Below are 24,269 nucleotides of genomic sequence, written 5' to 3'. Positions count from 1 at the left end.
TTCAGTTTAAAATTTCAAATTATTCTTTTTTGTATACAGATAGTAGAAGAGGGGCCTAACGTTCACTCATGAAGAGCAAATAATAAAATAGCAAGCTCAGATAAGCAGGCCACGTGGAGAAAAAAAACTATAAAAAAATTAAAACTGATAACAGTTAAGTAATTAGAAAAATAAAAACTAGACCAAAATCAAAAACTTAATCCAGTCGACTTTCCTGGAATTCATGAATTTGAATAGCTTTGTTGTTAAGTATAGATGAAATATAATAATTTACCCTTTTAGTAAAATCACTCTCACCTGATTCGATCAATAATAGCGTCATTGAAGCATTTGAGAGTATGGGAGAGGTTGTTGTTCAAATACGGAATGCAATGATAGGGGTGAGATTCTAATACGTGTCAAGGATAATGGCAAAGGTATCCCCAAAGATGTTAAAACCCCAATTTATATTGATCAAAATCTAACGACGGTAAAGTAGATTCAGACAGTTTTATTTATTGCTTTCTTGTATCTGGTGTTGCGGGATAAAAACCGGAGTTTTGATACTCAGTACCGTAATTGAAAAGTAACTCTTGTCCAGGATCAATATCTTTGATGGTCATTAAAAAAGGTTCAACGATGCCTTCATCGTTAGCATAGTACAGTTCTAGGTTTGCTTCTGTAGGAGAATGATTGATATAGCGGGTATGATTACCTACCTTTTTGGCATTGATAATGCTGCCATAGTTTTTCATAAGATAAGACTCGTCATCAACAAGTCCTTCCAATTCACCGGTATAACGGCCAATGATGGTACCTGCTTCAATACGTTCCGTGGCAAACATCCCTTTCCCAAAGTTAAACTCAGGTATGTTTGGGTCATGGATTACAATGTTTAGGTTCCTGCATTTAGAACGAAGTCGCGAGAGAACATCTTCCTCACTCAAATCTAAACCATCTAAATATTCATGCGATAAAAGTTTTTCTGAAGGCCTATTTTGGCTGACAAGGGTTTTTGTTATGACATAAAAATGTCTGGTTACAAGTTCTGAACTGTACTCAACGTTATCAGCGGCCAAGTTATCACGAATATGCTTATTTAACTGGCAATTGCCATAGTTTATTCGATCCTTTTTTTGTTTCAACCATTTAAAAGAGTTTATTTTTCTTTTCAGAATTGTCTTAAGTTCATCTTTTTCAAGGTTTCTGGCTAAGAGCATATTGGCAAGAGGTTTTAAGTCATGAATAGCGTCTTTTAAAACGATTTTTTCTTCATTTTTAAAAACCCAAGATAATTGCAATCGTTCACTAATATTGGGTGTTACAAGTTGCTTCAATTGGTCGGATGTAAGTCTTTCCAAATAGCCTTCTTCTTCAAGAACAGTTTTTAGTGTTTGCATGAAGGGTTGATAGTCTGGTTCAGTGTTTTGTGCATGAATAAGAGGGCAAATAAACAATAATACGAAAGCCATTGTTTTTGATATTTTGTTAAAAAAGAGTGTGAATGGTGTACGCTTCATAAGTTCGTATAACATATAAATTAACGCAAAGCAACATTTAGTTGTGTGATTAAGTTATAAGAAATAAGGCCTAAGGCTAAAAAAATGCAAAAAAAAGTAACATTTGCCTCTTGACTTATGTCTGGGTTGGGCTAACTTAGCCGCAGTATTTGCAGTGCGTAAGTGCTGCGGTATGTTTTTTTGTTAACTATTTAATTATTAAGGTTTTTTATGCCACTTTACGATTATCAATGTTTAGACTGTAACAAGCATTTTGAAGTATTTTGTAAAGTTTCTGATACTGCAGATATAAAATGTGCGGCCTGCGGGTCTTTACAGGTTAAAAAAGCAGTATCTGCACCTTCTTTTCAATTAAAAGGAGGGGGATGGTATAAAGATGGCTATGCCAGTGTGCAAAAGTCAGGCTCAAGCAGTCCACAGCCAACATCAGAAGCCAAAAACCAAGATAGTAAAAGTAGTGAGACAAAAAGTAGTAGTTAACCCTGTCAATTAAGAAGGATGGATGTATGAATATTAGACCTTTACACGACCGTGTTCTTGTCAAAAGACTTGACCAAGAAGAAAAAACCCAAGGGGGTATCATTATTCCTGATTCAGCAAAAGAAAAACCAATGCAAGGTGAAGTTGTTTCTGTTGGATTGGGTAAAGTGTTAGAAGATGGTAAAACCCGTGAAATGCAAGTTAAAGCTGGGGACAAAGTTTTATTTGCAAAATATGCAGGGACTGAAGTGAAAATTGGTGGTGAAAATCACTTGATTTTTAGTGAAGATGAAATCTTAGGTATCATTGAAAATTAATTTTAATTAAGTGAGGAAAATACAATGTCAGCAAAAATTATAAGTTTTGGTGAAGAGGCAAGAAAGTCTGTTCAAAACGGTGTTAACATTTTAGCAAATGCAGTCAAAGTTACTTTAGGTCCACGTGGTCGTAACGTGGTGGTTGAAAAAACCTTTGGTAGCCCAACCATTACCAAAGATGGTGTAACCGTAGCTAAAGAAATAGAGATCTCAGATAAGTTTGAAAATATGGGCGCCCAAATGGTGAAAGAAGTTGCTTCAAAAACTTCTGACAGCGCTGGTGATGGTACAACAACAGCAACTGTTTTAGCACAGGCCATTTTTCAACAAGGTTCTAAAATGGTTTCAGCGGGTTCAAACCCAATGGATCTTAAACGTGGTATTGACAAAGCGGTAGAAGCGATTGTTGGTGAATTAAAATCCATTTCTAAAACCATTTCAGAAAACAGTGAAATTGCTCAAGTCGGTACAGTGTCTGCTAATGGTGACAAAGTTATTGGTGATATTATTGCTGATGCTATGGACAAAGTTGGTAAAGAAGGTGTGATCACAGTTGAAGAAGCTAAATCTATGGAAACAAGCTTAGATGTAGTGGAAGGTATGCAGTTTGATCGTGGTTATTTATCTCCTTACTTTGTAACTGATCCAGAAAGAATGGAATGTATTTTAGATGACCCATATATTTTAATTCACGAGAAAAAGATTTCTTCAATGGAAGAGTTGGTTCCTGTTTTAGAAAGTATTGCAAAATCTAACAGACCTATCGTTATCATTGCCGAAGATATTGAAGGTCAAGCTTTAGCTACTTTGGTAGTAAACAAGCTGCGTGGTTCATTAAAATGTGCTGCTATTAAAGCTCCAGGTTTTGGTGACAGAAGAAAAGCTATGTTAGAAGATATTGCCGTTTTAACCGGTGGTAAATGCATTACTGAAGATCTTGGTATTAAATTGGAAACCATTAGTGTAGAAGATCTAGGTCAAGCTAAACGCGTTGTAATTGACAAAGAGAACACAACCATTGTTGATGGTGTTGGAACTCGTGATCAAATTGATGCTCGTGTAAAACAAATCAAAAGCCAAATTGAGGCTTCTTCATCAGACTATGATAGAGAAAAGCTTCAAGAGCGTTTGGCTAAAATGATTGGTGGCGTAGCAGTAATCAATGTTGGCGCAGCAACTGAAACAGAAATGAAAGAGAAAAAAGCTAGAGTTGAAGATGCAATGTATGCAACCAAAGCTGCTGTTGAAGAAGGTATTGTGCCTGGCGGTGGAACAGCGTACATTAGATGTCTAAAAGCTTTAGATAAAATTGAAGTGACTGGTGATGAGAAATTTGGTGTGGATATCATCCGTAAAGCGGTTGAAGCCCCATTAAGACAAATTGCTTATAACGCTGGTATCGAGCCTTCAATTGTTCTTTCAAATGTGCTTAATGCTAAAGAAGCAAGTTATGGTTACAATGCAGGTACAGAAGAGTATGGTGATATGATCAAAATGGGTATCATTGATCCAACTAAAGTATCTCGTTTGGCATTACAAAATGCAGCATCTGTTGCTTCATTGTTATTAACAACAGAAGCATTGATTGCAGAAAAACCAGAAGACAAAAAAGCAGCGCCAGCTGCACCTGATATGGGTGGCATGGGTGGTATGGGCGGAATGTACTAATATTCTGTCTGTTTAAGCTCATATGCTTATTAAAAGGCTATGCAATTTAAATGCATAGCCTTTTTTTGTTTTATCATAAAATGCATTATGGATTGTTCAAGCAATAGTTTTAAAAAGAATAGGCTGCCCTTTATATTATGTTAAGTGTATCTCTTGCTTGCAATAGATTAGTAAAGAATTTTTAATTAAGTATATATAAATAAAGTATTTGTAATTTATATTTGTCCAGTATGTTAATACTTAATATACTGTTTACATATGTCTTTTATGATTAATGAATGTTCTGTTGTTTTTCCATTATACAATGAGCAAAATCGTGTACAAAAATTGGTTGATCAACTTGTATTAGATGTAGATTCTAATTCAAAAAATTATGAAATTATTTTTGTATTAGATGGGTGTGTAGACAAAACTTTTGAATATTTGACCCAAAGATTAAAAAATAACTCAACCTTATCACATACAATTAGTGTTTTAGAAACCAATTTAGGTAAAGGTGGGGCAATTCGCTATGGTTTTAGTATTGCTAAGTATGACAACTTGGCATTTTTGGATGCAGATTTGTCCATAGGTATTGAAGATTTAAGCAATGCTTTGGAAAAGTTTAAAAATATTTCTTCAGCAGGATTACTGGTTGCTCAACGCCAGAATGTTTTGCAAAATAAAGGTCATTTAAACCAACAACGTAGATGGGCAAGCTTTTTTTTTCGTTGGTTGGTTTCAAAATTGTTTTTTGAAAAAATAATTGATACCCAAGCACCCTTAAAGATTGTTAGACGTGAAAAATTCAAAAAAGTTGAAAATTCTCTAAAAGAAAAAGGTTATTTGTTTGATATTGAGTTATATTTAGAAATGAAAAAAAATAATTTTCAAATTATTGAATATCCAGTACTATTCTGGCTGAACAAAGACGAGTCAAAAATTAGATTATTTAGAGATTCGGTAAAGATGCTCAAGGGAATTTTTGTACTAAAGTACAGATATATGAAAAAATAGAAATGATATTAGGAATTACGATGAAAAATTTTTTTTACAAAGAGAATGGATTTACAATTTTAGAGTTGATAATAGGGGTAGCTATTGTAAGCTTGTTGGCTTCAGTGTCTATTGCTTCTTATCAAAAGTATATTAAAAATGCTAAAGAAAGTGAAGGTTATATCATGCTGCGTAAAATAGTTGATGCTGAATTAGCCTTTGCCGCCAACCCAATCTATACTAATCAGCAAGGTGAAACGTGTCGTTTTTATGAAGGGTTTGTTAAAGTTGAGTCGTACCATGAAGACGGTGGGACAGGTTTTTACTCAACAATACCACCCAAAGGTAAGAAATCACAGACTATTGCCTTTTATGGTAGAGATTTATCATCGAATACTCTTGATCCTAATGCTTCTGGTCAATGTTCTCTGTCTGGCGCCTCTTATGCTTTAGGTGCCCATTTTCCTGTTCCACAATTGCTTGATATTGCTTCATCATATAAACCTGTTCCTGGAAGTGGTGGGGTAACTGTAAAAAGTGAATATTTAGAGCCTGGTTATTTTATGTATTTAGCTTCAAGAAGCTATGCGGTTGCGAGTGAAACGGGTTATTCTAATGCTTATATGGTTCAGGCTATTGCTGATCTTGATGGAGTGAGTCCATCAGCTGATAGAATTATGGATTATTATGCGGATAATAATTTATCGAAGGCACATTATACAATTTTAGCTCGAGGTATTTATATAGATGCTAATGGTGATCCAAAGGCTCAGCCTGGTATTTTTAAACAAAGAGAAGAGGCATACTCAGATGCATCTTATTATTCTTCATATAATTCGAGTGGATCACAAAGTAATGATTGTGACTATTTAGAAGAAGTTTACGGCATTGATTATTGTAATAAGTACTATTGATGACATAAGATGTTTTTTTTGAAAAACGGCGTTTCAATAATTTGCAATGTATTGTTTTTATCAATGTTGAAATTAGTCTCATCAAAAACATTATACTCTGGAAGTTGTTCAATCCAGCTTTGATTTAGGTTTTTTGTTAAATTAAGCTGTTGTAGGCCATTTTGAGATTCGTCATCGGTAATTAGTTTTATATTTAACTTTTTACTTTTAAGGATAGAGGTTATCCTTTTTTCATACATGCTAGGTGTAATAATGACTCCATTATGCGCATTAATGTATTCTAGGCTACAGGCTATAGATTCGTCATTAAAGTTGGGATGTAAATAGTACAATTTGTAACTTGATATTTTATTAGAAAACAAAATATTTTCATAAAAAGTAACAAACTTCATATCTGATAAAGAGTTACGAACCTTTGCTCCAAGGTCAGCATACAATAAAATGGGTGTTCTATAATTTTGATGAACAAAAGGAATAGCATATACCGTCCACCAATAACTGTTAGATATAATTTCTAATGGGTGGTGTTTATTAATTAAATATGAACAAAAGCCTCTGGTTGCTTTTGTTGGGCAGGCAATAATTCCTATATTAAATTCATTAAGTACTTCAATATAACCTTCAACCCCCAATGATTCATAAAGCAAATCATTGTGATATTTTGGTATATAAAATAAACCGCCGGGCTTTTCTTGTAGCAATTGATTGCGGACTGGTTCAATAAGCTGTTGAATAACAGAGTTTTCATGATAACCGTTAAAGTCTATTTTTATATTTTTACGTACTGCTTGAACTTTCAGATCAGAAGCAACTGTTCTAGCTAGCCAGTTATCATTAAATGTTGGAACCATAAAAATTTTTTTGTTGTAGGCTGGGTTGTTATATTGAAATTTATAAATGTCCTGAATAATAGATTTGTTTTCAGTATGGTAATGTCGGTTAACAACCAGTGAGTTGTAATTTGTGGAAAAGACGATGGTATTAATTACCAATAATACCATTCCAAGTGAAAGGGGGCTAAAATTAAAGTTTATGTTTTTTAGTTTTTGTTTAAGTTCTAAAGAAAGTGCAAAAAATATAGAAATAATCACATATGGCCAGTATCGCGAAAATTGTATGGGTAAGTTGGTTAAAAGATTTAATGACTCAAAGTTTCTAAAGAAATCATGACTTAATGTCCAAAAAATACATTGGGTAAGAAAAAGAAAAGTTAATGTCCAAAAAGTTTTATATTGAAAACGTCCCAACCATAGAAAAGAAAGAATAATTAAGCTGTAAATGTATATAAGACTATGTTCGACATAGTGGTATAGGGCCATAATTTTCATTTTTGAAGGGGAAAAGGTTGTAGTTTTTGTGAAAGGTATCAGCCAAGGAGTAATGCATAAAAATGCAATAATGAATGGTAGGTATCTTTTTAGCTGAGTTAACTTGTACTTATAAGCTATATAGAGAAATACACAGAGACTTAAAGGGAAAGCTAAAATATTAGACCAGTAGCATAGACATAAAAAGAAGATTGAAGCCATCAACTCTATCCATTTAAATGATGGATGCGTAATATAACGTATAAAAGTAGAAAAAAGACAAGTGAATAAAAGTTGAGCATACAAGCCGACTGTAGTTACAGAAAAATAACTGATCCCTTTTTCTGGCATTGAATAATCACTAAAAATAACTGCAGAAATAGTTATCCAAAAAAACCAAGATAAATATAAATTTTCCTGATATGAGCCTACTAAATATTGAAACCATTTTTGAATTTCGTATAAGAGATAAAAAAAACAAACAAAAAGAATCATGATACAGGATGCAATCCAAGGTATTTTGAGCACAATTGATATAATAGAACATAGAATGTGAAACAAAGGGGGGTATTTGTCGGGGAAGCGAGCATTATAACCGATTTCTGGAACTCTATTGGTTAAAAGGTTTTTTATACCTCCTTCTTTAAGTTTTTGGGTATATATTTCACCAAACATTTGATGCGTAGGGCCATCAACACTGTTGACTACAGCGCTAGGATAATAATCAGTAATGGATAAGAAGTTAGGCCCAGAAAACATGAAAATCTGTATTAAAATTAATACAAGCAAAGTAATTCTTGATTGAACAAGATTTGTAATAAAACTAGAAGAAAAGTGTTGTGTTAATTTCATGGTGTAAATTTTTAAGGATCATACTATTGTAGTCATATTATAGAAATGATTTTTTATGAAAAAACATAATAGATGTAAGATTGATAGATTTTTTATGAATTTTATTCATTTTAAATAAGGTAAATATGTAATTTGAAAGCTGACTACAAATTTGCTATCTAGAAGGGCAAATATGACATATAAAACCTTTATTGAAAAACTAAGAGCTGTTTGCATATGTAACAATACCGTTGTTAATAGTGCACAAATCCAAAGCTATTTTTTACAACTTAACAAAGCCGACCAAGATCTTATTAAAATTGTTGATGAGTACAGATATGGTCAGTTGCCTGTTATTCCTGTTATTCATAAAGAACAAGGTTTTGAGTTAAAACTTTTACAAACGAGTATTGACTTTGACAGCGAAATTCATGACCATCCATACAGAGATGTTCATGGCTATGTTTTAAATGGCAGCATTGAAATGACAGTTTATAATTTAAAGCAAGAAGTAAACGAAGACAGCAAGCTGATTGAAAAAGTTTCTGAGCAAAGTTACAAGCAAGGAGATTATTTTTTAATTGGAAGAGACAAGAACAACTATCATCGAGTAAAAAGCAAAGAGCCTGCAGTCGTTTTAGAGTTGGTCACGCCTGCAATTACAGCTAAGCTTGCAGAAGACACTTTAAAATACCAAGTGCAACAAGTTTTGGATAATAATCTTATTCAAGTGATGAAGCTTGAAGAGCTAGTCTTATAAACAAAACTTTATCTTAAGTGATTTTGAGTTGCTATTTTTCGGTATTTAAAAATGGTTATAATATCTTTTAAAACCCATGCGCCCGTCATTATCAATCCTAGCCGTCCCATGGGTACTCTGTAGATGACATCATCTAGCATGAGTGTTCCGTTTGGATAAGATTGAAATGTATGGGTATGTTGCCATTCTTTATAGGGACCTTTTTTTTGAGTATCAATAAACATAGTGTTTTTCTGCCAAGCCTTAATTAATGTGGTCCACTTGGTTGGTATACCATGAATTTTAAGTTTATAGTTTATAAGCGTCCCAGGCTCAATGCTTTGGGTAGACTGGTTTAATACCCGGAACTTGAGTAGAGGTGGCGTTATTTTTTCTAGGTTTTTTGCCTCACAAAAAAATGGAAAAATCTTATCAACTGTATGATTAAACCATTGCGTATCACTGAAAATTTGTTGGTAGGGAAGCGTATGCCAAGCGTAAAGTTCTTTGAGTGCAGCTTTTAAGTCTGGGTAGTCAAAAGTAAAATGATGATCAGAAAGTTTTTTAGGGGTAACATGTTGGCTGCCAAGAGCAAGAACAGCCATCTCACCTAGAATTAGTTTGAGAGCCAAGGCGGGTACAGGTATAAAAGGTGTTTGTTTTAAAGTTTGGGACAGTGTTTGCGTAAACTCAACGTTTGAACACGCTTGAGGTGAAACAACATTAACCGGACCATGGATTGTGTTGTTTTTTAAGCAAAATAAAACGGCTTTTACCAAGTCGTCAATATGCACCCAACTCATCCATTGTTTGCCAGGTCCAATTCTACCAGCAAGCCCAGTTGAAAATAACGGCCCCATTTTTTTTAAAAAACCATCTCTTGGATCAAATACCAAACCAAAACGCAAAAGTATCCGTCTGCTGTTCTTTTCAAAATCTAAGGATGCATCTTCCCATTGTTTACAGACATCAGCTAAAAAACCATCGCCTTTAGGAGAATCTTCATCAAAGACTTCATTTTGGCTAAAGTTGTAGTAGCCAATTGCAGAAGCAGATAAAAATGTTTTTGGGTAAATGTTTATTCTATTAAAGTAACTGAACAGGGCTTTTGCCGTTTTAACTCTTGAATCAAGAATTATTTTTTTGCGCTTATGTGTCCAACGTCCTCCAGCAATAGAAGCTCCAGCAAGGTGAATAACCGCATCTATGTTCAGGTCATCTTGCAGAGTATTTAATTTTTCCCAACTGTAGTATTTGCAAGGGAATGTAAAGACCTGTCTAAATTGTTTTTCTGAGCTACGACCAATAACAATTAAGTTGTGCTGATCTTTGATTAACTGAAGGCTTATTTTTTGGCCAATAAAGCCGGTTGCTCCTGTGATTAAAATGTTCATGGTTTTTCTTGCAAAGCTTTTTCTATGGCTGCAATGACTTCATTGTCTAAGGGGTTTACAGAAGAGCGGAATCGGGCAACAACTTCTTGCTTTCGATTGACTAAAAATTTTTCAAAATTCCATTGTACATCTAAACTTTTTCCATCTTTTGGAGCTAACTCAGTTAAATACTGAAACAGAGTGTTTTTTTCGTTTCCAAGTGCATCTCTTTTGGACAAAATTGGGAAAGTAATGGCGTAATTGTTCTCTTGTAAAAACTGTTTGATTTCATTGGGCTTACCGGGCTCTTGATTGCCAAAATTATTACAAGGTATAGCAATAACGGTAAAGCCTTGTTTTTCATAACGTTCATGCAATTTCTGTAGCTCTTTGTATTGAGGCGTATAACCACAATAGGACGCTGTGTTGACAAAAAGGATCACTTTTCCAGCATACACGCTTAAATCTATACTCTTGCCATCTAATAATGTTGTTTTTTGATCCAATAACATCGTTTTGCCTTTCTCAGTTGCTTGTAAAGTAGAGTTGAGGGTTTGAAAGTTAATTAATGCAACTGTTAAAATACAGAGATAACATTTGTTGGGTAGCAAAGAAAGATTCATTACCATGTCTTTTTATTGCCTGAAGATAGAGTATTTTTTGATTGATTGTTTTGTGGCATAGGGCAACTCGTTTTTTTAGGTAAGTATACTCGCAACCTAGCAAAGCAAGCATAAGCTATTTTTGCCAATGAATAAATAAGGGGTAGTTTAATAACTTTTGCATAATAAGGGTAGGGTTTTGGCAAGGTTTTCCAGATTAAAACAAAGGCATCAATACCGGTAAAAACTTGACCATCACTGTTGATGGCATGAAGCTTTCGCTGTAAATCATTGTTATTCAGTGAATACTGTTTTGCTTCAAAATCTGGAGAGGCAATGTTAACCCAAGCAATGTTTTTTTTATGTTTTTTATAATGATTGACCTCTCCATCACAAACATAACAGGCACCGTCATAAAACACTTTGATCATAGAATACAGTTAATTCAATGTTTTTAAAAAATCAAATTTCTTGTTCAGCATCTTGGTATAAAATTGTGTTTAATGCATCTTTAAGGGGTTTATCTTCATAAATCGCTAAATAAATTTGTTTGATAATAACACTTTGGATGTCATGTTGATTAAGGAGTTTATACGCCGATTTAGTAGTTCTTATTCCTTCAGCCACTTGTCCTAGCTGTTTAATGGTTTGTCGTAAAGATAGGCCACTTGCAATCATTTTTCCTACTCTCCTATTTCTTGAGAGATCACTGGTACAAGTTAAAAGTAAGTCACCTAAACCAGCTAAGCCAGAGAATGTTTCTACTTTTGCGCCTAGGGCTAAGCCAATTTTAATGATTTCAGCCAAACCTCTAGTGATAAGAGCAGAGCGGGCACTAGGTCCAAGTTCTAAGCCATCACAAACCCCAGCAGCTATCGCAATAACATTTTTTAGTGCCCCAGCTAATTCTACCCCAATAACATCATCTGTACGGTATGTATGAAACGTTGGGCAATGAAATGCTTCTTGTACTTTAATAGCGGTATCATAATTATAGGTAGCTACGGTAACAGCTGTTGGTTTTTGACGAATAACGTCATGTGCAAAACTTGGCCCAGAAAGGGTTGCAAAGTAATTTTTGAGCCAATCCATACCATATAGATCAACAAGACTTTGACTGACTGTTTTTAAACTGGTGTTATCAATACCTTTTGCCGTTGAGACAAAAATAGTTTGACCGTTCATGTTGAGTTCTAGCTTGCTAAGAATATTGTTTACAGCATGGGAAGGGCAAGCATAGACAATAATATCAAAGTATTCTTTAAAAGTATGTTTGCTTGTGTACGCAATGTTGCTGGGCAAGCTAATATTAGGATGATAGGTGGTGTTATTTGAATGTTTTTTAAGATGGTCAACCTGTGCGGAGTTTCTACTCCACATTAAGACATTATTGCCATTTTTTGCTAAGACACTAGCTAAAGCTGTTCCCCAACTTCCTGTGCCTAAAACCAAAATATTCATACCGCATCAATAACAAGGATTCCAAGTAATGGTCAATGATTGTCGATTCTTGTTGAAGAATAAATCAATAATGGAAATCGACAATCCATGTTTGTTGTGCTAATCCAGTTTCGATGCTGACATGGATTAAAATTCAAGATTTAGCGATAATTTCTCAAGCCTATGTTGATTTTAAAACGGGGCTAAATGTATTAACGGGTGAAACGGGTGCAGGAAAGTCTATCTTAATAGACTCTATTGAATTTTTATCTGGCAAACGGGCATCATCTTTGGATGTCAGGCATGGGTCACCCTATGCAGTGATTGAGGGAAGTTTGCAAATTTCTTCAGAAGGCTCCAAAATTTGGCAGATTATGGAAGAACTGGGCTTGCCCTTGAGTGACAATGAGATTCACCTTAAAAGGGTGATTTCTGCCAATGGTAAGAGTAAAGCTTTTGTTAACTTAAGCCCCTGTACGGTAGGTACTTTGGCTGAACTGGCCAAGCATTGGTTGGATATGACGGGGCAGCATAGCCAAAGTCAGTTGGCGGATGAAAAAAACTATATTAATTTGCTTGATCAATTCTGTAACCATGCTCAGCTAATAAGCAGTTATCAGCAAAATTTTAATCAATTAAAACAAATTGATCATGAAATTGCTATGTTAAAAGTTCAGCAAAAAACCTTTGCTCAAGAGAAAGATTTCTTAGAATATCAGTATAGTGAGTTAGAAAAAGCCAAACTTGAGTCAGGTGAGCTAGAGAAGATCGCAGAAGAGGAAAAAGTTGTTAAAAATGCTGAACAGTTAGCTGAAAACATTCAAACAGCAACAGAACTGATTGATGATAATGGCGGTATTTTAGACCAAATCAATAAATTGTCTTCTGTCATGCAGAAGATGAAAAAAATTACACAAGATAGTAAAACTCAAAATATTTTGGAACAGTTGTCTATTGTTACAGAGCCGTTAAATCAAATTTCATTAGAGCTGTCTTTGTTACAAAATACGCTGGAATTTGAACCTGAAAAAGTAGAATCTATTAATCAACGTTTATCAACATTGCAAAGTATAAAAAGAAAGTACGGTAGTATTGATACAGCTATTGCTGAGAGAGACCGATTAAAAGAATTGCTTGGTAGGCATATGGATTTAGAAGCGAGTTTTGCTGAATTGTATAAATCTAAAAAAGATATTTTAAAGACCTGCGCACAACAAGCTCTGGAAATTCAGCAAAATCGGAAAAAGTACGGAGAAGTTTTTGCAGATAAAGTGAGTAATGAGCTTAAAAAACTAGGCATGGATCAGGCAGAATTTCACGTGGATGTTATTGCTAATGAAGAGGGTATCTGGGACGAAGAAAGTAAAAAGTTTTTTTCTTCCAATGGGGTTGATCAAGTAACATTTATGTTTTCACCAAACTTAGGAGAAGGTAAAAAACCTCTAGATACAATTGCTTCTGGCGGTGAACTATCAAGAGTATTATTGGCAATCAAGAGTATTGCTGCGTTAGAACAAGGTAATGAAAAGGTGTTTTTATTTGATGAAGTTGATGCAGGTATTGGTGGAGAAACTGCTGAGCGAGTAGGTATTCATCTCAAACAGTTGTCATTTAGCTCGCAAGTTCTATGTGTAACACATTTAGCTCAAGTGGCTTGTTATGCAGACCATCATTTATATATTGAAAAACAAGCTAAAGAAGGTAGAACTCAAGCATTGGTTAAAAGTCTCTCTACAGAAGATCAGAAACAAGAGATTGCACGCATGATTGGTGGAATAAATATTACGCCTAAAGTGATTGAACATGCCAGTGAACTGTTGAATCGTAAGAATGAAATGTAATAATTTAATAAAAGTGTGTGATGGATAATAAAATTAGTTATAATAAAATGATATTACTTTTTATAAGAATTCAAAAAAGAATTTCGGCATTGGTACACTTTGCAGTATAAGAGAAGGTATTCATGAAAATTGTTTCGTGCGGCATAACGGATATTGGCCAAAAACGCCAACGCAATGAAGATAGCTACTTACTGAATGATGAGCTAAAGCTTTATGTAGTTGCTGATGGTATGGGCGGTCACGTTGGTGGTGAGTTTGCCAGTAGAATAGCTGTAAAGACAGTAGAAGATATTATTAAAGGGGATGATCGTAAATTTTCTGGTGTTGAAGAAAACACCTATCTTGATAGTGAACCTCCAAAAGCTACAGATGATTCTAAACAAGAACGTTTAAGAGATGCGATTACTCGGGCTGGCTGCATGATTGCACAAAAAGCACAAGAAGAACCGGAACTAAGAGGGATGGGAACCACTACAACAGTGGCCTATTTTGATGAAGGCAAGGCTTACTTTGCACATGTTGGAGATAGTAGAGCTTACTGTATCCGCAATAAGAAGATATCTCAAATCACTGAAGATCATTCTTTGGTTCACGAGCAATTAAAAAGTGGTTTAATCACTGAAGAAGAGGCAAAAAACCACCAATTAAAAAATATCATAACTCGATCTGTAGGCGTGCAAGAAGAGGTAGAAACTGATACAATAGTGTGGAAGGTGCAAAAGAATGATATTTACCTCCTGTGCTCGGATGGTTTATCAAACATGTTAAGTAACAAAGAAATGCAAGATATTGTGTCGTCAACAGATACGGAAACGGCGTCAAGAGCCCTAGTAGACTTGGCTAACGAACGTGGTGGTGATGATAATATTAGTGTTATTTTAATTAGAATAGATGAACTATAAGACAGTTTATACAACCAAATATACGATCAAAATTGCAATTTTTTGTCATTGAGGTAGTAAGCATGGAAGTATTAACTTAATTTTGAGTGTTTTAGGGCATTTAATTTGGTAAGTGGTTAAAATAATTAAAAAAAAGGAAGATTTAACATGAAAAAAAAGAAAAAAAGTACGGTTTTTACCTTCATGTTTATTCCGGAGCGCCATTGGGGCGTTAAAAAGTGGATTGTTAGCAGAAAATGGTTAAAAAACGCAGCAATAGCCTTATCTTGTTTTGCTTTTCTTTCTGCATTATCTATTACTTACAGTGTAAGGAATTTAGCTAAGTCGTTTTCTCAGGTAAAAAGCGAAGATCGTATTGAGCTTTTAGAAAATAAAATAAGAGTTTTAAAAACAGAATTGTATGAAGCACAAGCTACTTTGGCTCGACTAGACACCTTTGAACAAAAGTTAAGAACCATGGCTCGTATTGAAAAAAGCAACCTTGCCATTGGACCGTTAACCGTTGAAGAACAAAATATTATTGATCATAAGCAAGAGATGCCTTTAGACTTTTCACAAGTGGGTGAAATCAATGACGATGATTTTAATGCCCTAGAAATGACAGCAAAGAACATACAAAGAAAAGCAAATATAAGAGAACAAAGCTTGCAGCATTTGTATGAATTATTGAGAGACCAAAGTTCGTTGATTGCAGCAACACCATCGATTTGGCCTGTTCGTGGATGGGTTTCGTCGCATTATGGTAAAAGAATTTCACCTTTTACTGGACAAGTTAAACATCATTATGGAGTGGATATTCCTGCACCTACAGGAACAAAAGTTATGGCAGCTGCTGATGGGGTTGTTATTAAAGTAGGTACTGATGGTGGTTATGGAAAAATGATAAGTATTCGTCACGGTTATGGTATGGTCACCCGCTACGGTCATAATTCAAAAAATTTAGTCCAAGTAGGCCAAAAAGTGAAGCGTGGAGAAGTTATTGCTGAAGTCGGAAGTACAGGGCGTTCTACTGGCCCTCACCTTCATTATGAAGTGAGAATTAACGGGGTTCCAGTTAACCCTGCAAAATATATGGTTGACTAAAAAGTATTGGGGGGTAGGTTTAGCTTACCAAACAACCGATTCACTTTAATTAGGGAAAATAATATTGATATGTTGGCAAACATCACAAAAAAAATTTTTGGTACGCAAAACGACAGAGATTTAAAAGCTTTTCAACCCATTGTAGATCAAATTAATGTGCTCGAACCGCAAATGCTGGCATTGAGTGATGAAGCATTAAAAGCTAAAACCCAACAATTTAAAGAACATCTTGCTCAGATAGAAAACGAAGACAAGAGAATTGCTGAGTTAGATAACATTTTGCCACAAGTTTTTGCGGTCTGCAGAGAAGCTGGTAGAAGAGCCTTGGGTATGCGTCATTTTGATGTGCAATTGATAGGGGGTATTGCCTTACACCAAGGAAAAATTGCTGAAATGCGCACGGGTGAAGGTAAAACTTTGGTTGCAACGTTACCAGTTTATTTAAATGCTTTGCTGGGCAAAGGTGTGCATGTGGTGACCGTCAATGATTATTTGGCAAAACGTGATTCTGAGTGGATGGGAAGGTTATATACTTTTTTGGGTTTGACAGTTGGTAATGTTGTTAATGGCATGATGGATGATGAACGAAGAAAAGCCTATGCCTGTGATGTAACTTACGGTCAAAACAATGAATTTGGTTTTGATTATCTTAGAGATAATATGAAATATCGTTTGGAAGATTATGTTCAGCGGGAACATTTTTTTGCTATTGTTGATGAAGTCGATTCTATTTTGATTGATGAGGCAAGAACCCCTTTGATTATTTCTGGACCAACAGATGATTCAACCGATAAATATTATGTAGTCAACAAAGTTATTCCACATTTGACCAATGAAAAAGACTATACACTAGATGAAAAAACCAAGAATGCTTTATTGACAGAGCAAGGGGTTGCTAAAGTTGAAGAGCTATTAAAAATAGATAATTTATATGCCCCTGGGCATATGGAGTTGGTTCATCATGTTAATCAAGCATTACGGGCACATACCTTATTCCATAAAGATGTAGACTATATGGTTAAAGACGGTGAAGTGATGATTGTTGATGAGTTTACGGGTCGTTTAATGCATGGTAGACGCTGGTCTGATGGTTTGCACCAAGCCATAGAAGCTAAAGAAGGTGTTAATATAGAAAATGAAAACCAAACTCTAGCATCTATTACCTTTCAAAACTACTTTAGAATGTTTAAAAAACTGTCAGGGATGACAGGTACAGCTGAAACAGAAGCGGAAGAGTTTCATAAAATTTATAAGTTAGATGTTATGGTTATTCCAACCAATAAGCCTATTGCGCGTCTTGATCATCCAGATATTATTTATAGAACTGAACAAGATAAGTTTAAATACATTGCAGATGATATCAAAGAGAAAAATGTTTTAGGTCAACCGGTATTGGTAGGTACAGTATCTATTGAAAAGTCAGAAAAACTTTCCAGTTACTTAAAACGATTAGGTGTTAAGCACAATGTTTTAAATGCTAAACAACATGAAAATGAAGCGGGTATTGTAAAACATGCTGGACAAAAAGGACAAGTGACCATAGCAACTAATATGGCAGGGCGCGGTACAGATATTGTCTTGGGTGAAGGCGTCGTTGATTTAGGCGGTTTGCATATTATTGGTACGGAAAGACATGAGTCAAGACGGATTGATAACCAGCTTAGAGGTCGTGCTGGTCGACAAGGTGACCCAGGCTCGTCTCGTTTTTACTTGTCATTAGAAGATGACTTAATGCGTATATTTGCCAGCGATTGGGTGCAAAAGCTGCTTGATTGGGCTGGGATGAAAGATGGTGAAGCCATCGAACATAAAATGACAACCAAGGCTATCGAAAATGCGCAGAGAACCATTGAAGGGCAAAATTTTGATATTCGTAAGCATCTTTTAAAATATGATGATGTGATGAATCAGCAACGGCAAGTCATTTATACCCAACGTAAAGCAGTATTAGGTGAAGGTGCCATAGATAAAATTTTAGAAGATGATATTGAAACGGTTGCTGAAGAATTGGTCATACAAAATACCAACCAAAGTGATAGCAAAGAATGGGATTGGGATAGTTTAGAAGAAAATCTAAAACGAGTTTTCAACTTTAGTGATGAACAGGTGCATGGCGTCAAAACGGGTAATTATAAGACTCAAGAAGATTTGAGAGATAAATTATGCGACGAAGCCTTGGCTAATCTTGCAGCAAAACAAGAAGAATATTCATCTGAGTTGATGGATCTTGTCAAAAGAGAAATTAAATTAAGAACCATTGATGGTTTGTGGAAAGATCATTTGCTTAATATGGACCATCTTAAAGAGGCTGTTGGTTGGGAAGGTTACGCTCAAAAAGATCCTTTAGTGGTTTATAGAATTAAGGGCTTTGAAATGTTTTCACAAATGCTTTATAGTATATCTCAGACAAGTTTAGAGAGAATTTTTCATGTTCAAGTGGATGTATCTGAACAAGGTAATGCACAAGGTATTTTTGCTCAAAGAAGTCAACAAAGAGCTAAAGCTGGACGTGGAGAAGGCATTGCTTTACCCAATAGGCCAAAAGCCAACGATACCAATATACATACTACAGTGCGTAGAGAAGGTGAAAAAGTAGGAAGAAACGATCCTTGTCCATGTGGTTCAGGTAAGAAATACAAAAAATGTCATGGAGCCGATTAGAGCATGAAAAAAATGAGTTATCAACAAGCGGAATGTGTGGTACCAGAAACTTTTGAAGGTTGGGCAACGTTACACTTAATGTATACTATGGACTGGCGCAAGTGGTCACTTTTGAGTGACAACGAAAAACATCAAAACTTATTACAACTGCAACATTTTTTAGAAAAAAACATCTCCCTTGATAATCAAGCGGGACACAGTGCTATGTTTGCTCAGCTTGGTCACAAAGGTGATTTGCTGCTGCTGCATTTTCGTAAAAGTTTGGAAGAGTTGAAGAAGGTTGAAAATGATTTTGCTTTATTAGGGGTTTCAGATTTTCTAAAAAAGAGTAACTCCTATGTATCATATGTAGAGTTGGGGATGTATGCATTTACGCATAAGTTGCATCATGAGCTTTTAGAGCAAAAAATTGAGTATGCATCAGAAGCCTGGCAACAAGCTTGGACTGAGAATATGAAAGATCAAGCAGATCGTTTGCATAATAGGCTGTTTACGCCAATTCCTGAGCAACCGTATTTATGTTTTTATCCCATGAATAAGCTACGCAATGATGTTAACAATTGGTACACGGTTCCTTTTGAAAAACGTCAGGCAATGATGCATGAACACGGCATGATTGGTCGTAAATATGCGGGCAAAGTCAATCAGATTATTACTGGCAGCATTGGTTTTGATGATTGGGAGTGGGGCGTAGATTTATTTGCCGATGACCCCATTGTATTTAAAAAACTCATTTATGAAATGCGTTATGATGAAGCCAGTGCTTTGTATGGTGAGTTTGGCCCATTTTATATTGCCTATAGACTTAAGCCCAATGATCTTGAAGGCTTTTTTGTAGATTAAAAACAATAGTAGAGTTAACATTATTTATGCAAACACAAGTAATATTTGGATTAACGGCAATAGTTTTTGGCTGTTTAACACTATTTCTTAGATTAAAAAAACCAGAAAAACTTGGGAAATTAAAAGCAATGCAATTGTTTTGGGGTAAACGTAACGGTAATATTATCCACTTTATCAGTTACACCATTGTGCCAATGGTCTTTGGTGCTGTAATGTTAATTAAGCATTACCAAAGCTAATAAACTACAAAAAACTATTTTTTCTCAACAGCAACAGTTTTGTTATTGCTTTTGACAGGATTGGGGATAGGTTTTTTTACGCGTTTACTCGGTTTTTTATCATCATCATTGAAAGGTTTATGTTTAAATTTCTTTTTGCCTTTGCTTTTTTTCTTTCCATTTTTATTGTTGCTTTTTCCGCCTTTACGCTCGTCCTTTTCTTGTTTGATTATCAAATAATCGGCTATAAAAATAAGTTCACCTACTTCTAAAGCAAATTTTGGAGCTTTTTCTTCTTCTTTATCTTTTTTTAAAGCTGTAACTTTTCTTAAACGTTCTTGCATTTTAGGATTAACAGCTCTGCTAGCGTCAATGGCTAAATTAAAACGATCTTCATTTTTCCATGAGAACTCATTTTTTAAAGCATTGATCAGTTGAGGTCTTAAAGCCTCTGCTCGATCTTTCCAGCTAGGGCGTTGCGGTTTTAAAGCAGCTATATTTTTTTCATTGCTTGTTACAGGCGCTTCTTCAGTACTTTTTTGTTGTTCAGTGTGGCTAAGTTCGGTTTCTGGAACAGTCTCAGCATTTTCTTCACTTACAGTAGCAATAGTATTGTCTGGAGAACTGTTATGCACTTTGCCTTCATTTACGTTTGGTTCAGTGGATATTTCTTGTGATACGAGCTCCTCGTTACTTTGAACTGCAGTGTTTTTTTCTTCAGGATTGTTTTTTGGCTCACTAGCAGCATTTGAGGTAGAAGTGAGGACTTCAGCTCCAGCAGTTTTCATAAGTTCTGCCTGAATTTTAAGTAATTTTTTTATTTCCAGACCTGTAAATTCAGTTACGGTTTTCATAAGTTTTTACCTTTGTACTTGTACGTATCAAATTTAATAGTTAACAATAAGTATGTCACAAATTGCGTATTTTTATGAACTTGTCAATGTAAAATACCCTAGTAAGCCAATTCTAAGCTTTAAATGATTTAAACTGCTGAATTATCGGCTTAGATAATGTGTTAAATGCACAGAAATACTTGCAATCATAGGGCTTTTTGTTAGTTGATCCATATGAAGCAATCTATTTTTCTATCTGTTCTTTTAAGTTTTAGTACTTTTTTTATGCCTGAATTGCAAGCAATGGCAGACAAAGCCGCTGTGGCTGATAAAGGAATTGAAACAGAAAAAATTAAATACTCTTGGGATGATCAAGAGTTTCACGGATATTTGGCTAAGCCAAAAAAAATAAAAAATCATACACCGGCTATTTTAATTGTGCATGAATGGTGGGGGCATAATGAATATGCTCAAAAAAGAGCGAGAATGTTAGCAGAAGAAGGATATATTGCCCTAGCTATTGATATGTATGGTGATGGAGCACGGGCTGATCACCCATCTGAAGCAGGTAAGATGGCTTCAAAAGTAAGTGGTAATATAGATCTAATGAAAAAAAGATTCACTGCGGGTATGAAGATTCTCTCATCTCAAGCCATGGTGGATAGAGAGAAAATTGCAGCCTTAGGTTATTGTTTTGGGGGCGGGGTTGTTTTACAAATGGCTCGGGAGCGTCTACCTCTGACAGCGGTTATTAGTTACCATGGAAGTTTAGCGACCAACAGTCCAGTTAATAATAAAGAAGATATGCCAAACATTTTAGTATTTCATGGTAGTGATGATTCATTGATTAGCAAGGAAGATCTGGAAAATTTTAAACAAGAAATGAACGCTGCACAAGCCAATTATAAAGTGGTAGAGTTTTCGGGCGCTAAACATGCTTTTACCAACCCTGAAGCAACAAAACTAGGTGAAAAATTTTCTTTACCATTAGCCTATGATGAAGAGGCAGATCAGCGGTCTTGGCAAGAGAGTTTAGCTTTTTTAAAGGATGTTTTTACGCAAGCAAAACAAAAAACAGTCAAAGCCAAAGTAGTGAAAAAAAATAATAAGGAAGAAAATCAGGGAAAAAATGAAGATAAACAAGAGACCCCTGAAGAAGAAAAAAAAGAAGTAGAGTCAACAAGCGATAAGCCTCAAGAGTAGATTTATAGTGCTAACACTGTAATTTTTAAATCTATGTACAAGAAAAACAAGAAGCCAAATGCGCGTTTGGTATATGAGCGGGGAAAGGTTTTACCGCATCGTCCAAAGTTAAACTTTAATAAGACACAAGCTCAATTTTTGCGTGACCCATATTTTTATTTACTAGATTCTGGCTGGTACAGCTATTTTGCTTTTTTTATAATGATGTTTATTTCTATCAATGCAATGTTTGCAGGTTTTTATTGTTATACAGATGCAGAAATTTCAAGCTTGGATAAGAGTAACTTTCTACAAGGTTTCTTTTTCAGTGTGCAAACCTTTTCAACTGTTGGTTATGGTATGATGTCTCCACAAAATACAACTGCAAATACACTGGTTTCCATTCAAATTATGGTTGGTATGTTGTTTACTGCAGGGTTTACCGGGTTATTTTTTGCCAAGCTATCAAAACCTAAAGTTAAAATAATGTTCAGTAAAAATGCCTTGATTCAGAAGCAAAATGGTCAAACTGTTTTAACCTTCAGGATGGCCAATCAAAGAGCCAATGCAATTGTGATGGCTGAGATGGTAGTTAACGCCTTGATTGATGAAATCAGTGCAGAAGGCGAACATAATAGAACCATTAAAAATTTGAAGTTAAGAAGAAAAAAAACTTCTTTGTTTGCCTTGTCATGGAGTATTTATCATGTGATAGATCAAGATAGTCCATTAAAGGGCTTAATTGAGAATAAAAAATTGCACCAAATGATTGCTTTGTCAGCAATGCTTACAGGTTATGACGGAACCCAGTCTCAAACTATTTATAAAAACCACTTTTATTATCCTGAAGATATAATTTTTGATGCTTACTTTGAAGATATCATTGAAATGAATGATTTACATGAGTTAAGTGTCAGATATGAAAACTTTCATCAGATTAAGTCAACAAAAAGTGATGGTATTAACAAGGGTGATCTGAAGCCTTAATAGGCCATATTTTTTCTTTAAAATAGCAGGTTTATCAGTATAAATATTTAATATTATATCATAATTGTGTATAATGGAGATATGCGTTATTTTAGTTTGCTTTGTTTATGTATTGTTTCTATTCTTGGAAATTCATGCAGTCAAAGTGATGCCTATAAACTAAGAACCTTTCACGCTAGTCCAAATCTTGGAGCATTTAACTTGGTTGTAGATGATAAAGAGCATGCCAATGAATTGAGCTATGGAGATGTTACAGACTATAAAACAGTAGATAAAGAAATTCTAGATTATAAAGGCTACGATGAACAGCAAGACTTAATCTTTGCTATATCACATACTTTTAGTAAGGAAGGTAATTATACATTAGCAGTAGCTGGTCAAAGCGACAATCTAGATTTTATTATTATAGATGATGAAACGGTTGATTTAGATAGCAATAAAGTAGCCATGCGCTTTTGGAATGGTGTCCAGTCAAGCCCTGCATATGATATTTATGTGACTCTGCCTGAGACTAATTTAAATGAAACATCGATAGATTTTTCAAATTTTGATTATGCAACAGCGTCTACGTATTTAAAATTATCTTCCGGGAACTACCGAATAAGAATAACAGAGCCTGGAAGTACAGTGATTACTGTAGCTGATGAAACCCTTAGTTTTTCAGCGGGTAAAGTTTATACTTTTGCTCTTATTGAAAAAGCCGGTGGCGGAACTCCTTACCAACTGGTTATGTTGGATGACGATTAGTTCTGATGCAAGCTCAAGAAGTAAAACAAATTTTGCTGTTGGGCAAAGGCTATGTAACAGAATTTTTCAAGGCTAAGATTAATCATTATTTTCCTTTTGCTGAACTATCCATTACATCTCGGACCAAACAAGATTGCATTTATTTTCAATTAGAAGATCAAAGCTCTTGGGATAATATAATAAATCATTATGATGTATGTGTGTGGACATTTCCCGTTTATGACTTAAGATTATTTCAAGAGTTTTATATTCAAAAAAATCAATTTTTTAAAAAATTGATTTTAATTGGAACAACTAGCAGTTATAAAATTGAATATGATCAACAAGAGGTTAATGAACATTCAACCTTAGACACAGAACATAAACGTTACCCAGTTGAAAACTACTTTGTGCAACAAAGTGGTGTTATTTTGCGCAGTGCCGGCATTTATGGCCCTGAAAAAAACCCCATAGATTGGGCCCTTAAAGGTAAAATTAAATCATCCAAGCAAAAATTGGTTAACTGGGTGCATGTTTATGATTTGGTACAGTTTATTGCGCATACCATTTTATATGGAAAGTCCGGCAATAGTTACATTGCCGCAGATGGCTGTCCAATTGCATGGCAGGAATTTTATGATTATTTTAAGGTGTTGCCAGTCAAAGAAGATGCGGAACAAAAAAATCAGTCAAAAAAAATAAATAATCAATGGACAGTACAGCAATTAAAAATTGATTTAGCTTATCCAAGTATTTTACATGATGAGCTTAAATATAGTGCTTTAACAAAGACATAGTACAGATTATTTTTAATGAACACTCGGCTGATCGGGCAAGAGCCCTCAAGG

The 24,269-nt window shown here is 34.9% G+C and carries 23 protein-coding genes; 16 read left to right on the top strand and 7 right to left on the bottom strand.

From position 1 onward, the window contains the following. Positions 1-494 precede the first annotated feature (494 nt). Positions 495-1,451: an SET domain-containing protein-lysine N-methyltransferase gene (locus PKC21_10205; GenBank protein ID HMR25712.1), complete on the bottom strand. Its 957-nt coding sequence runs from the start codon at positions 1,449-1,451 to the stop codon at positions 495-497. Positions 1,452-1,709: 258 nt separating this feature from the next. Between PKC21_10205 and PKC21_10200 the strand changes: the two genes are divergently transcribed. From PKC21_10200 to PKC21_10180, 5 genes are all read left to right on the top strand, one after another. Beyond that, on the top strand, positions 1,710-1,979 hold the full coding sequence (locus tag PKC21_10200) for a zinc ribbon domain-containing protein (GenBank protein HMR25711.1): 270 nt from the start codon (positions 1,710-1,712) through the stop codon (positions 1,977-1,979). Positions 1,980-2,005: 26 nt separating this feature from the next. After that, entirely contained in the window at positions 2,006-2,296 is a 291-nt protein-coding gene (gene groES, locus PKC21_10195; protein HMR25710.1) for a co-chaperone GroES, read from the top strand. A gap of 24 nt (positions 2,297-2,320) precedes the next feature. Next, positions 2,321-3,964: a chaperonin GroEL gene (gene groL / locus PKC21_10190; GenBank protein HMR25709.1), complete on the top strand. Its 1,644-nt coding sequence runs from the start codon at positions 2,321-2,323 to the stop codon at positions 3,962-3,964. 258 nt (positions 3,965-4,222) lie between these two features. Then, complete coding sequence (locus tag PKC21_10185; protein HMR25708.1) at positions 4,223-4,960, top strand: glycosyltransferase family 2 protein; 738 nt, start codon at positions 4,223-4,225, stop codon at positions 4,958-4,960. Between the two features lie 20 nt (positions 4,961-4,980). Then, on the top strand, positions 4,981-5,853 hold the full coding sequence (locus PKC21_10180) for a prepilin-type N-terminal cleavage/methylation domain-containing protein (GenBank protein HMR25707.1): 873 nt from the start codon (positions 4,981-4,983) through the stop codon (positions 5,851-5,853). Here PKC21_10180 and PKC21_10175 read toward each other — a convergent pair. After that, complete coding sequence (locus PKC21_10175) at positions 5,847-8,012, bottom strand: hypothetical protein (GenBank protein ID HMR25706.1); 2,166 nt, start codon at positions 8,010-8,012, stop codon at positions 5,847-5,849. The two genes, PKC21_10180 and PKC21_10175, sit on opposite strands and share 7 nt — an antisense overlap. A 172-nt stretch (positions 8,013-8,184) precedes the next feature. On the opposite strand from PKC21_10175, the gene PKC21_10170 reads away from it, so the two are divergent. Continuing rightward, positions 8,185-8,751, top strand: a complete 567-nt coding sequence (locus PKC21_10170; GenBank protein HMR25705.1) for a hypothetical protein — start codon at positions 8,185-8,187, stop codon at positions 8,749-8,751. Positions 8,752-8,759: 8 nt separating this feature from the next. Here PKC21_10170 and PKC21_10165 read toward each other — a convergent pair whose 3' ends face one another. Genes PKC21_10165 through PKC21_10150 form a run of 4 tightly spaced genes read right to left on the bottom strand, consistent with a single transcriptional unit; the run spans position 8,760 to position 12,166 of the window. Next, positions 8,760-10,124 (bottom strand): TIGR01777 family oxidoreductase, encoded by a 1,365-nt coding sequence (locus PKC21_10165; protein HMR25704.1) that lies wholly within the window; start codon positions 10,122-10,124, stop codon positions 8,760-8,762. After that, a complete protein-coding gene (locus PKC21_10160; protein ID HMR25703.1) occupies positions 10,121-10,726 on the bottom strand; it encodes a glutathione peroxidase in 606 nt (201 codons plus the stop codon). The genes PKC21_10165 and PKC21_10160 overlap by 4 nt, the downstream gene beginning before the upstream one ends. After that, positions 10,726-11,136, bottom strand: a complete 411-nt coding sequence (locus PKC21_10155) for a DUF393 domain-containing protein (protein HMR25702.1) — start codon at positions 11,134-11,136, stop codon at positions 10,726-10,728. The genes PKC21_10160 and PKC21_10155 overlap by 1 nt, the downstream gene beginning before the upstream one ends. 31 nt (positions 11,137-11,167) lie before the next feature. After that, positions 11,168-12,166, bottom strand: coding sequence for an NAD(P)H-dependent glycerol-3-phosphate dehydrogenase (locus PKC21_10150; GenBank protein ID HMR25701.1), 999 nt, complete (start codon positions 12,164-12,166; stop codon positions 11,168-11,170). A gap of 113 nt (positions 12,167-12,279) precedes the next feature. On the opposite strand from PKC21_10150, the gene recN reads away from it, so the two are divergent. The 6 genes from recN (at position 12,280) to PKC21_10120 (ending at position 19,714) form a co-directional block, all read left to right on the top strand. Beyond that, positions 12,280-13,986: a DNA repair protein RecN gene (gene recN / locus PKC21_10145; GenBank protein HMR25700.1), complete on the top strand. Its 1,707-nt coding sequence runs from the start codon at positions 12,280-12,282 to the stop codon at positions 13,984-13,986. 122 nt (positions 13,987-14,108) lie between these two features. Continuing rightward, the gene (locus PKC21_10140) at positions 14,109-14,888 is read left to right on the top strand and encodes a Stp1/IreP family PP2C-type Ser/Thr phosphatase (GenBank protein ID HMR25699.1); all 780 of its coding nucleotides are present in this window, start codon (positions 14,109-14,111) and stop codon (positions 14,886-14,888) included. 147 nt (positions 14,889-15,035) lie between these two features. Then, positions 15,036-15,971 carry a M23 family metallopeptidase gene (locus tag PKC21_10135; protein ID HMR25698.1) on the top strand — a complete coding sequence of 312 codons (936 nt, stop codon included), beginning with the start codon at positions 15,036-15,038 and terminating at the stop codon, positions 15,969-15,971. Positions 15,972-16,040: 69 nt separating this feature from the next. Further along, positions 16,041-18,632, top strand: a complete 2,592-nt coding sequence (gene secA, locus PKC21_10130) for a preprotein translocase subunit SecA (GenBank protein HMR25697.1) — start codon at positions 16,041-16,043, stop codon at positions 18,630-18,632. Positions 18,633-18,635: 3 nt separating this feature from the next. Next, complete coding sequence (locus PKC21_10125; GenBank protein HMR25696.1) at positions 18,636-19,475, top strand: heme-dependent peroxidase; 840 nt, start codon at positions 18,636-18,638, stop codon at positions 19,473-19,475. Positions 19,476-19,501: 26 nt separating this feature from the next. After that, the gene (locus tag PKC21_10120) at positions 19,502-19,714 is read left to right on the top strand and encodes a hypothetical protein (protein HMR25695.1); all 213 of its coding nucleotides are present in this window, start codon (positions 19,502-19,504) and stop codon (positions 19,712-19,714) included. Positions 19,715-19,728: 14 nt separating this feature from the next. Here the strand turns inward: PKC21_10120 and PKC21_10115 are convergent, their stop codons facing one another. After that, entirely contained in the window at positions 19,729-20,547 is an 819-nt protein-coding gene (locus PKC21_10115; protein ID HMR25694.1) for a hypothetical protein, read from the bottom strand. Positions 20,548-20,760: 213 nt separating this feature from the next. On the opposite strand from PKC21_10115, the gene PKC21_10110 reads away from it, so the two are divergent. From PKC21_10110 to PKC21_10095, 4 genes are all read left to right on the top strand, one after another. Next, positions 20,761-21,729, top strand: coding sequence for a dienelactone hydrolase family protein (locus tag PKC21_10110; GenBank protein HMR25693.1), 969 nt, complete (start codon positions 20,761-20,763; stop codon positions 21,727-21,729). A 33-nt stretch (positions 21,730-21,762) separates the two neighbouring features. After that, complete coding sequence (locus PKC21_10105) at positions 21,763-22,695, top strand: ion channel (GenBank protein ID HMR25692.1); 933 nt, start codon at positions 21,763-21,765, stop codon at positions 22,693-22,695. 81 nt (positions 22,696-22,776) lie between these two features. Further along, positions 22,777-23,442, top strand: a complete 666-nt coding sequence (locus PKC21_10100) for a DUF4397 domain-containing protein (GenBank protein HMR25691.1) — start codon at positions 22,777-22,779, stop codon at positions 23,440-23,442. A 5-nt stretch (positions 23,443-23,447) separates the two neighbouring features. Further along, positions 23,448-24,218 carry a hypothetical protein gene (locus PKC21_10095; GenBank protein HMR25690.1) on the top strand — a complete coding sequence of 257 codons (771 nt, stop codon included), beginning with the start codon at positions 23,448-23,450 and terminating at the stop codon, positions 24,216-24,218. The last annotated feature ends 51 nt before the right edge of the window (positions 24,219-24,269 follow it).

This window comes from Oligoflexia bacterium, assembly GCA_035326705.1.
GTDB lineage: Bacteria > Bdellovibrionota_G > JALEGL01 > JALEGL01 > JALEGL01 > JALEGL01.
The sequence above is the reverse complement of the archived record's forward strand: the minus strand, read 5'-3'. Positions and strand labels throughout refer to the sequence as shown.

What these genes read in the sequence shown, in the direction of transcription:
- PKC21_10120 (HMR25695.1), top strand. Translation starts at nt 19,502, where the DNA reads ATGCAAACACAAGTAATATTTGGATTAACGGCAATAGTTTTTGGCTGT.
- secA (HMR25697.1), top strand. Translation starts at nt 16,041, where the DNA reads ATGTTGGCAAACATCACAAAAAAAATTTTTGGTACGCAAAACGACAGA.
- PKC21_10175 (HMR25706.1), bottom strand. Translation starts at nt 8,012, where the DNA reads ATGAAATTAACACAACACTTTTCTTCTAGTTTTATTACAAATCTTGTT.
- PKC21_10110 (HMR25693.1), top strand. Translation starts at nt 20,761, where the DNA reads ATGAAGCAATCTATTTTTCTATCTGTTCTTTTAAGTTTTAGTACTTTT.
- groES (HMR25710.1), top strand. Translation starts at nt 2,006, where the DNA reads ATGAATATTAGACCTTTACACGACCGTGTTCTTGTCAAAAGACTTGAC.
- PKC21_10170 (HMR25705.1), top strand. Translation starts at nt 8,185, where the DNA reads ATGACATATAAAACCTTTATTGAAAAACTAAGAGCTGTTTGCATATGT.
- PKC21_10185 (HMR25708.1), top strand. Translation starts at nt 4,223, where the DNA reads ATGTCTTTTATGATTAATGAATGTTCTGTTGTTTTTCCATTATACAAT.
- PKC21_10095 (HMR25690.1), top strand. Translation starts at nt 23,448, where the DNA reads ATGCAAGCTCAAGAAGTAAAACAAATTTTGCTGTTGGGCAAAGGCTAT.
- PKC21_10165 (HMR25704.1), bottom strand. Translation starts at nt 10,124, where the DNA reads ATGAACATTTTAATCACAGGAGCAACCGGCTTTATTGGCCAAAAAATA.
- PKC21_10135 (HMR25698.1), top strand. Translation starts at nt 15,036, where the DNA reads ATGAAAAAAAAGAAAAAAAGTACGGTTTTTACCTTCATGTTTATTCCG.
- recN (HMR25700.1), top strand. Translation starts at nt 12,280, where the DNA reads ATGCTGACATGGATTAAAATTCAAGATTTAGCGATAATTTCTCAAGCC.
- groL (HMR25709.1), top strand. Translation starts at nt 2,321, where the DNA reads ATGTCAGCAAAAATTATAAGTTTTGGTGAAGAGGCAAGAAAGTCTGTT.
- PKC21_10100 (HMR25691.1), top strand. Translation starts at nt 22,777, where the DNA reads ATGCGTTATTTTAGTTTGCTTTGTTTATGTATTGTTTCTATTCTTGGA.
- PKC21_10150 (HMR25701.1), bottom strand. Translation starts at nt 12,166, where the DNA reads ATGAATATTTTGGTTTTAGGCACAGGAAGTTGGGGAACAGCTTTAGCT.
- PKC21_10200 (HMR25711.1), top strand. Translation starts at nt 1,710, where the DNA reads ATGCCACTTTACGATTATCAATGTTTAGACTGTAACAAGCATTTTGAA.
- PKC21_10125 (HMR25696.1), top strand. Translation starts at nt 18,636, where the DNA reads ATGAAAAAAATGAGTTATCAACAAGCGGAATGTGTGGTACCAGAAACT.
- PKC21_10115 (HMR25694.1), bottom strand. Translation starts at nt 20,547, where the DNA reads ATGAAAACCGTAACTGAATTTACAGGTCTGGAAATAAAAAAATTACTT.
- PKC21_10160 (HMR25703.1), bottom strand. Translation starts at nt 10,726, where the DNA reads ATGAATCTTTCTTTGCTACCCAACAAATGTTATCTCTGTATTTTAACA.
- PKC21_10205 (HMR25712.1), bottom strand. Translation starts at nt 1,451, where the DNA reads ATGGCTTTCGTATTATTGTTTATTTGCCCTCTTATTCATGCACAAAAC.
- PKC21_10180 (HMR25707.1), top strand. Translation starts at nt 4,981, where the DNA reads ATGAAAAATTTTTTTTACAAAGAGAATGGATTTACAATTTTAGAGTTG.
- PKC21_10140 (HMR25699.1), top strand. Translation starts at nt 14,109, where the DNA reads ATGAAAATTGTTTCGTGCGGCATAACGGATATTGGCCAAAAACGCCAA.
- PKC21_10105 (HMR25692.1), top strand. Translation starts at nt 21,763, where the DNA reads ATGTACAAGAAAAACAAGAAGCCAAATGCGCGTTTGGTATATGAGCGG.
- PKC21_10155 (HMR25702.1), bottom strand. Translation starts at nt 11,136, where the DNA reads ATGATCAAAGTGTTTTATGACGGTGCCTGTTATGTTTGTGATGGAGAG.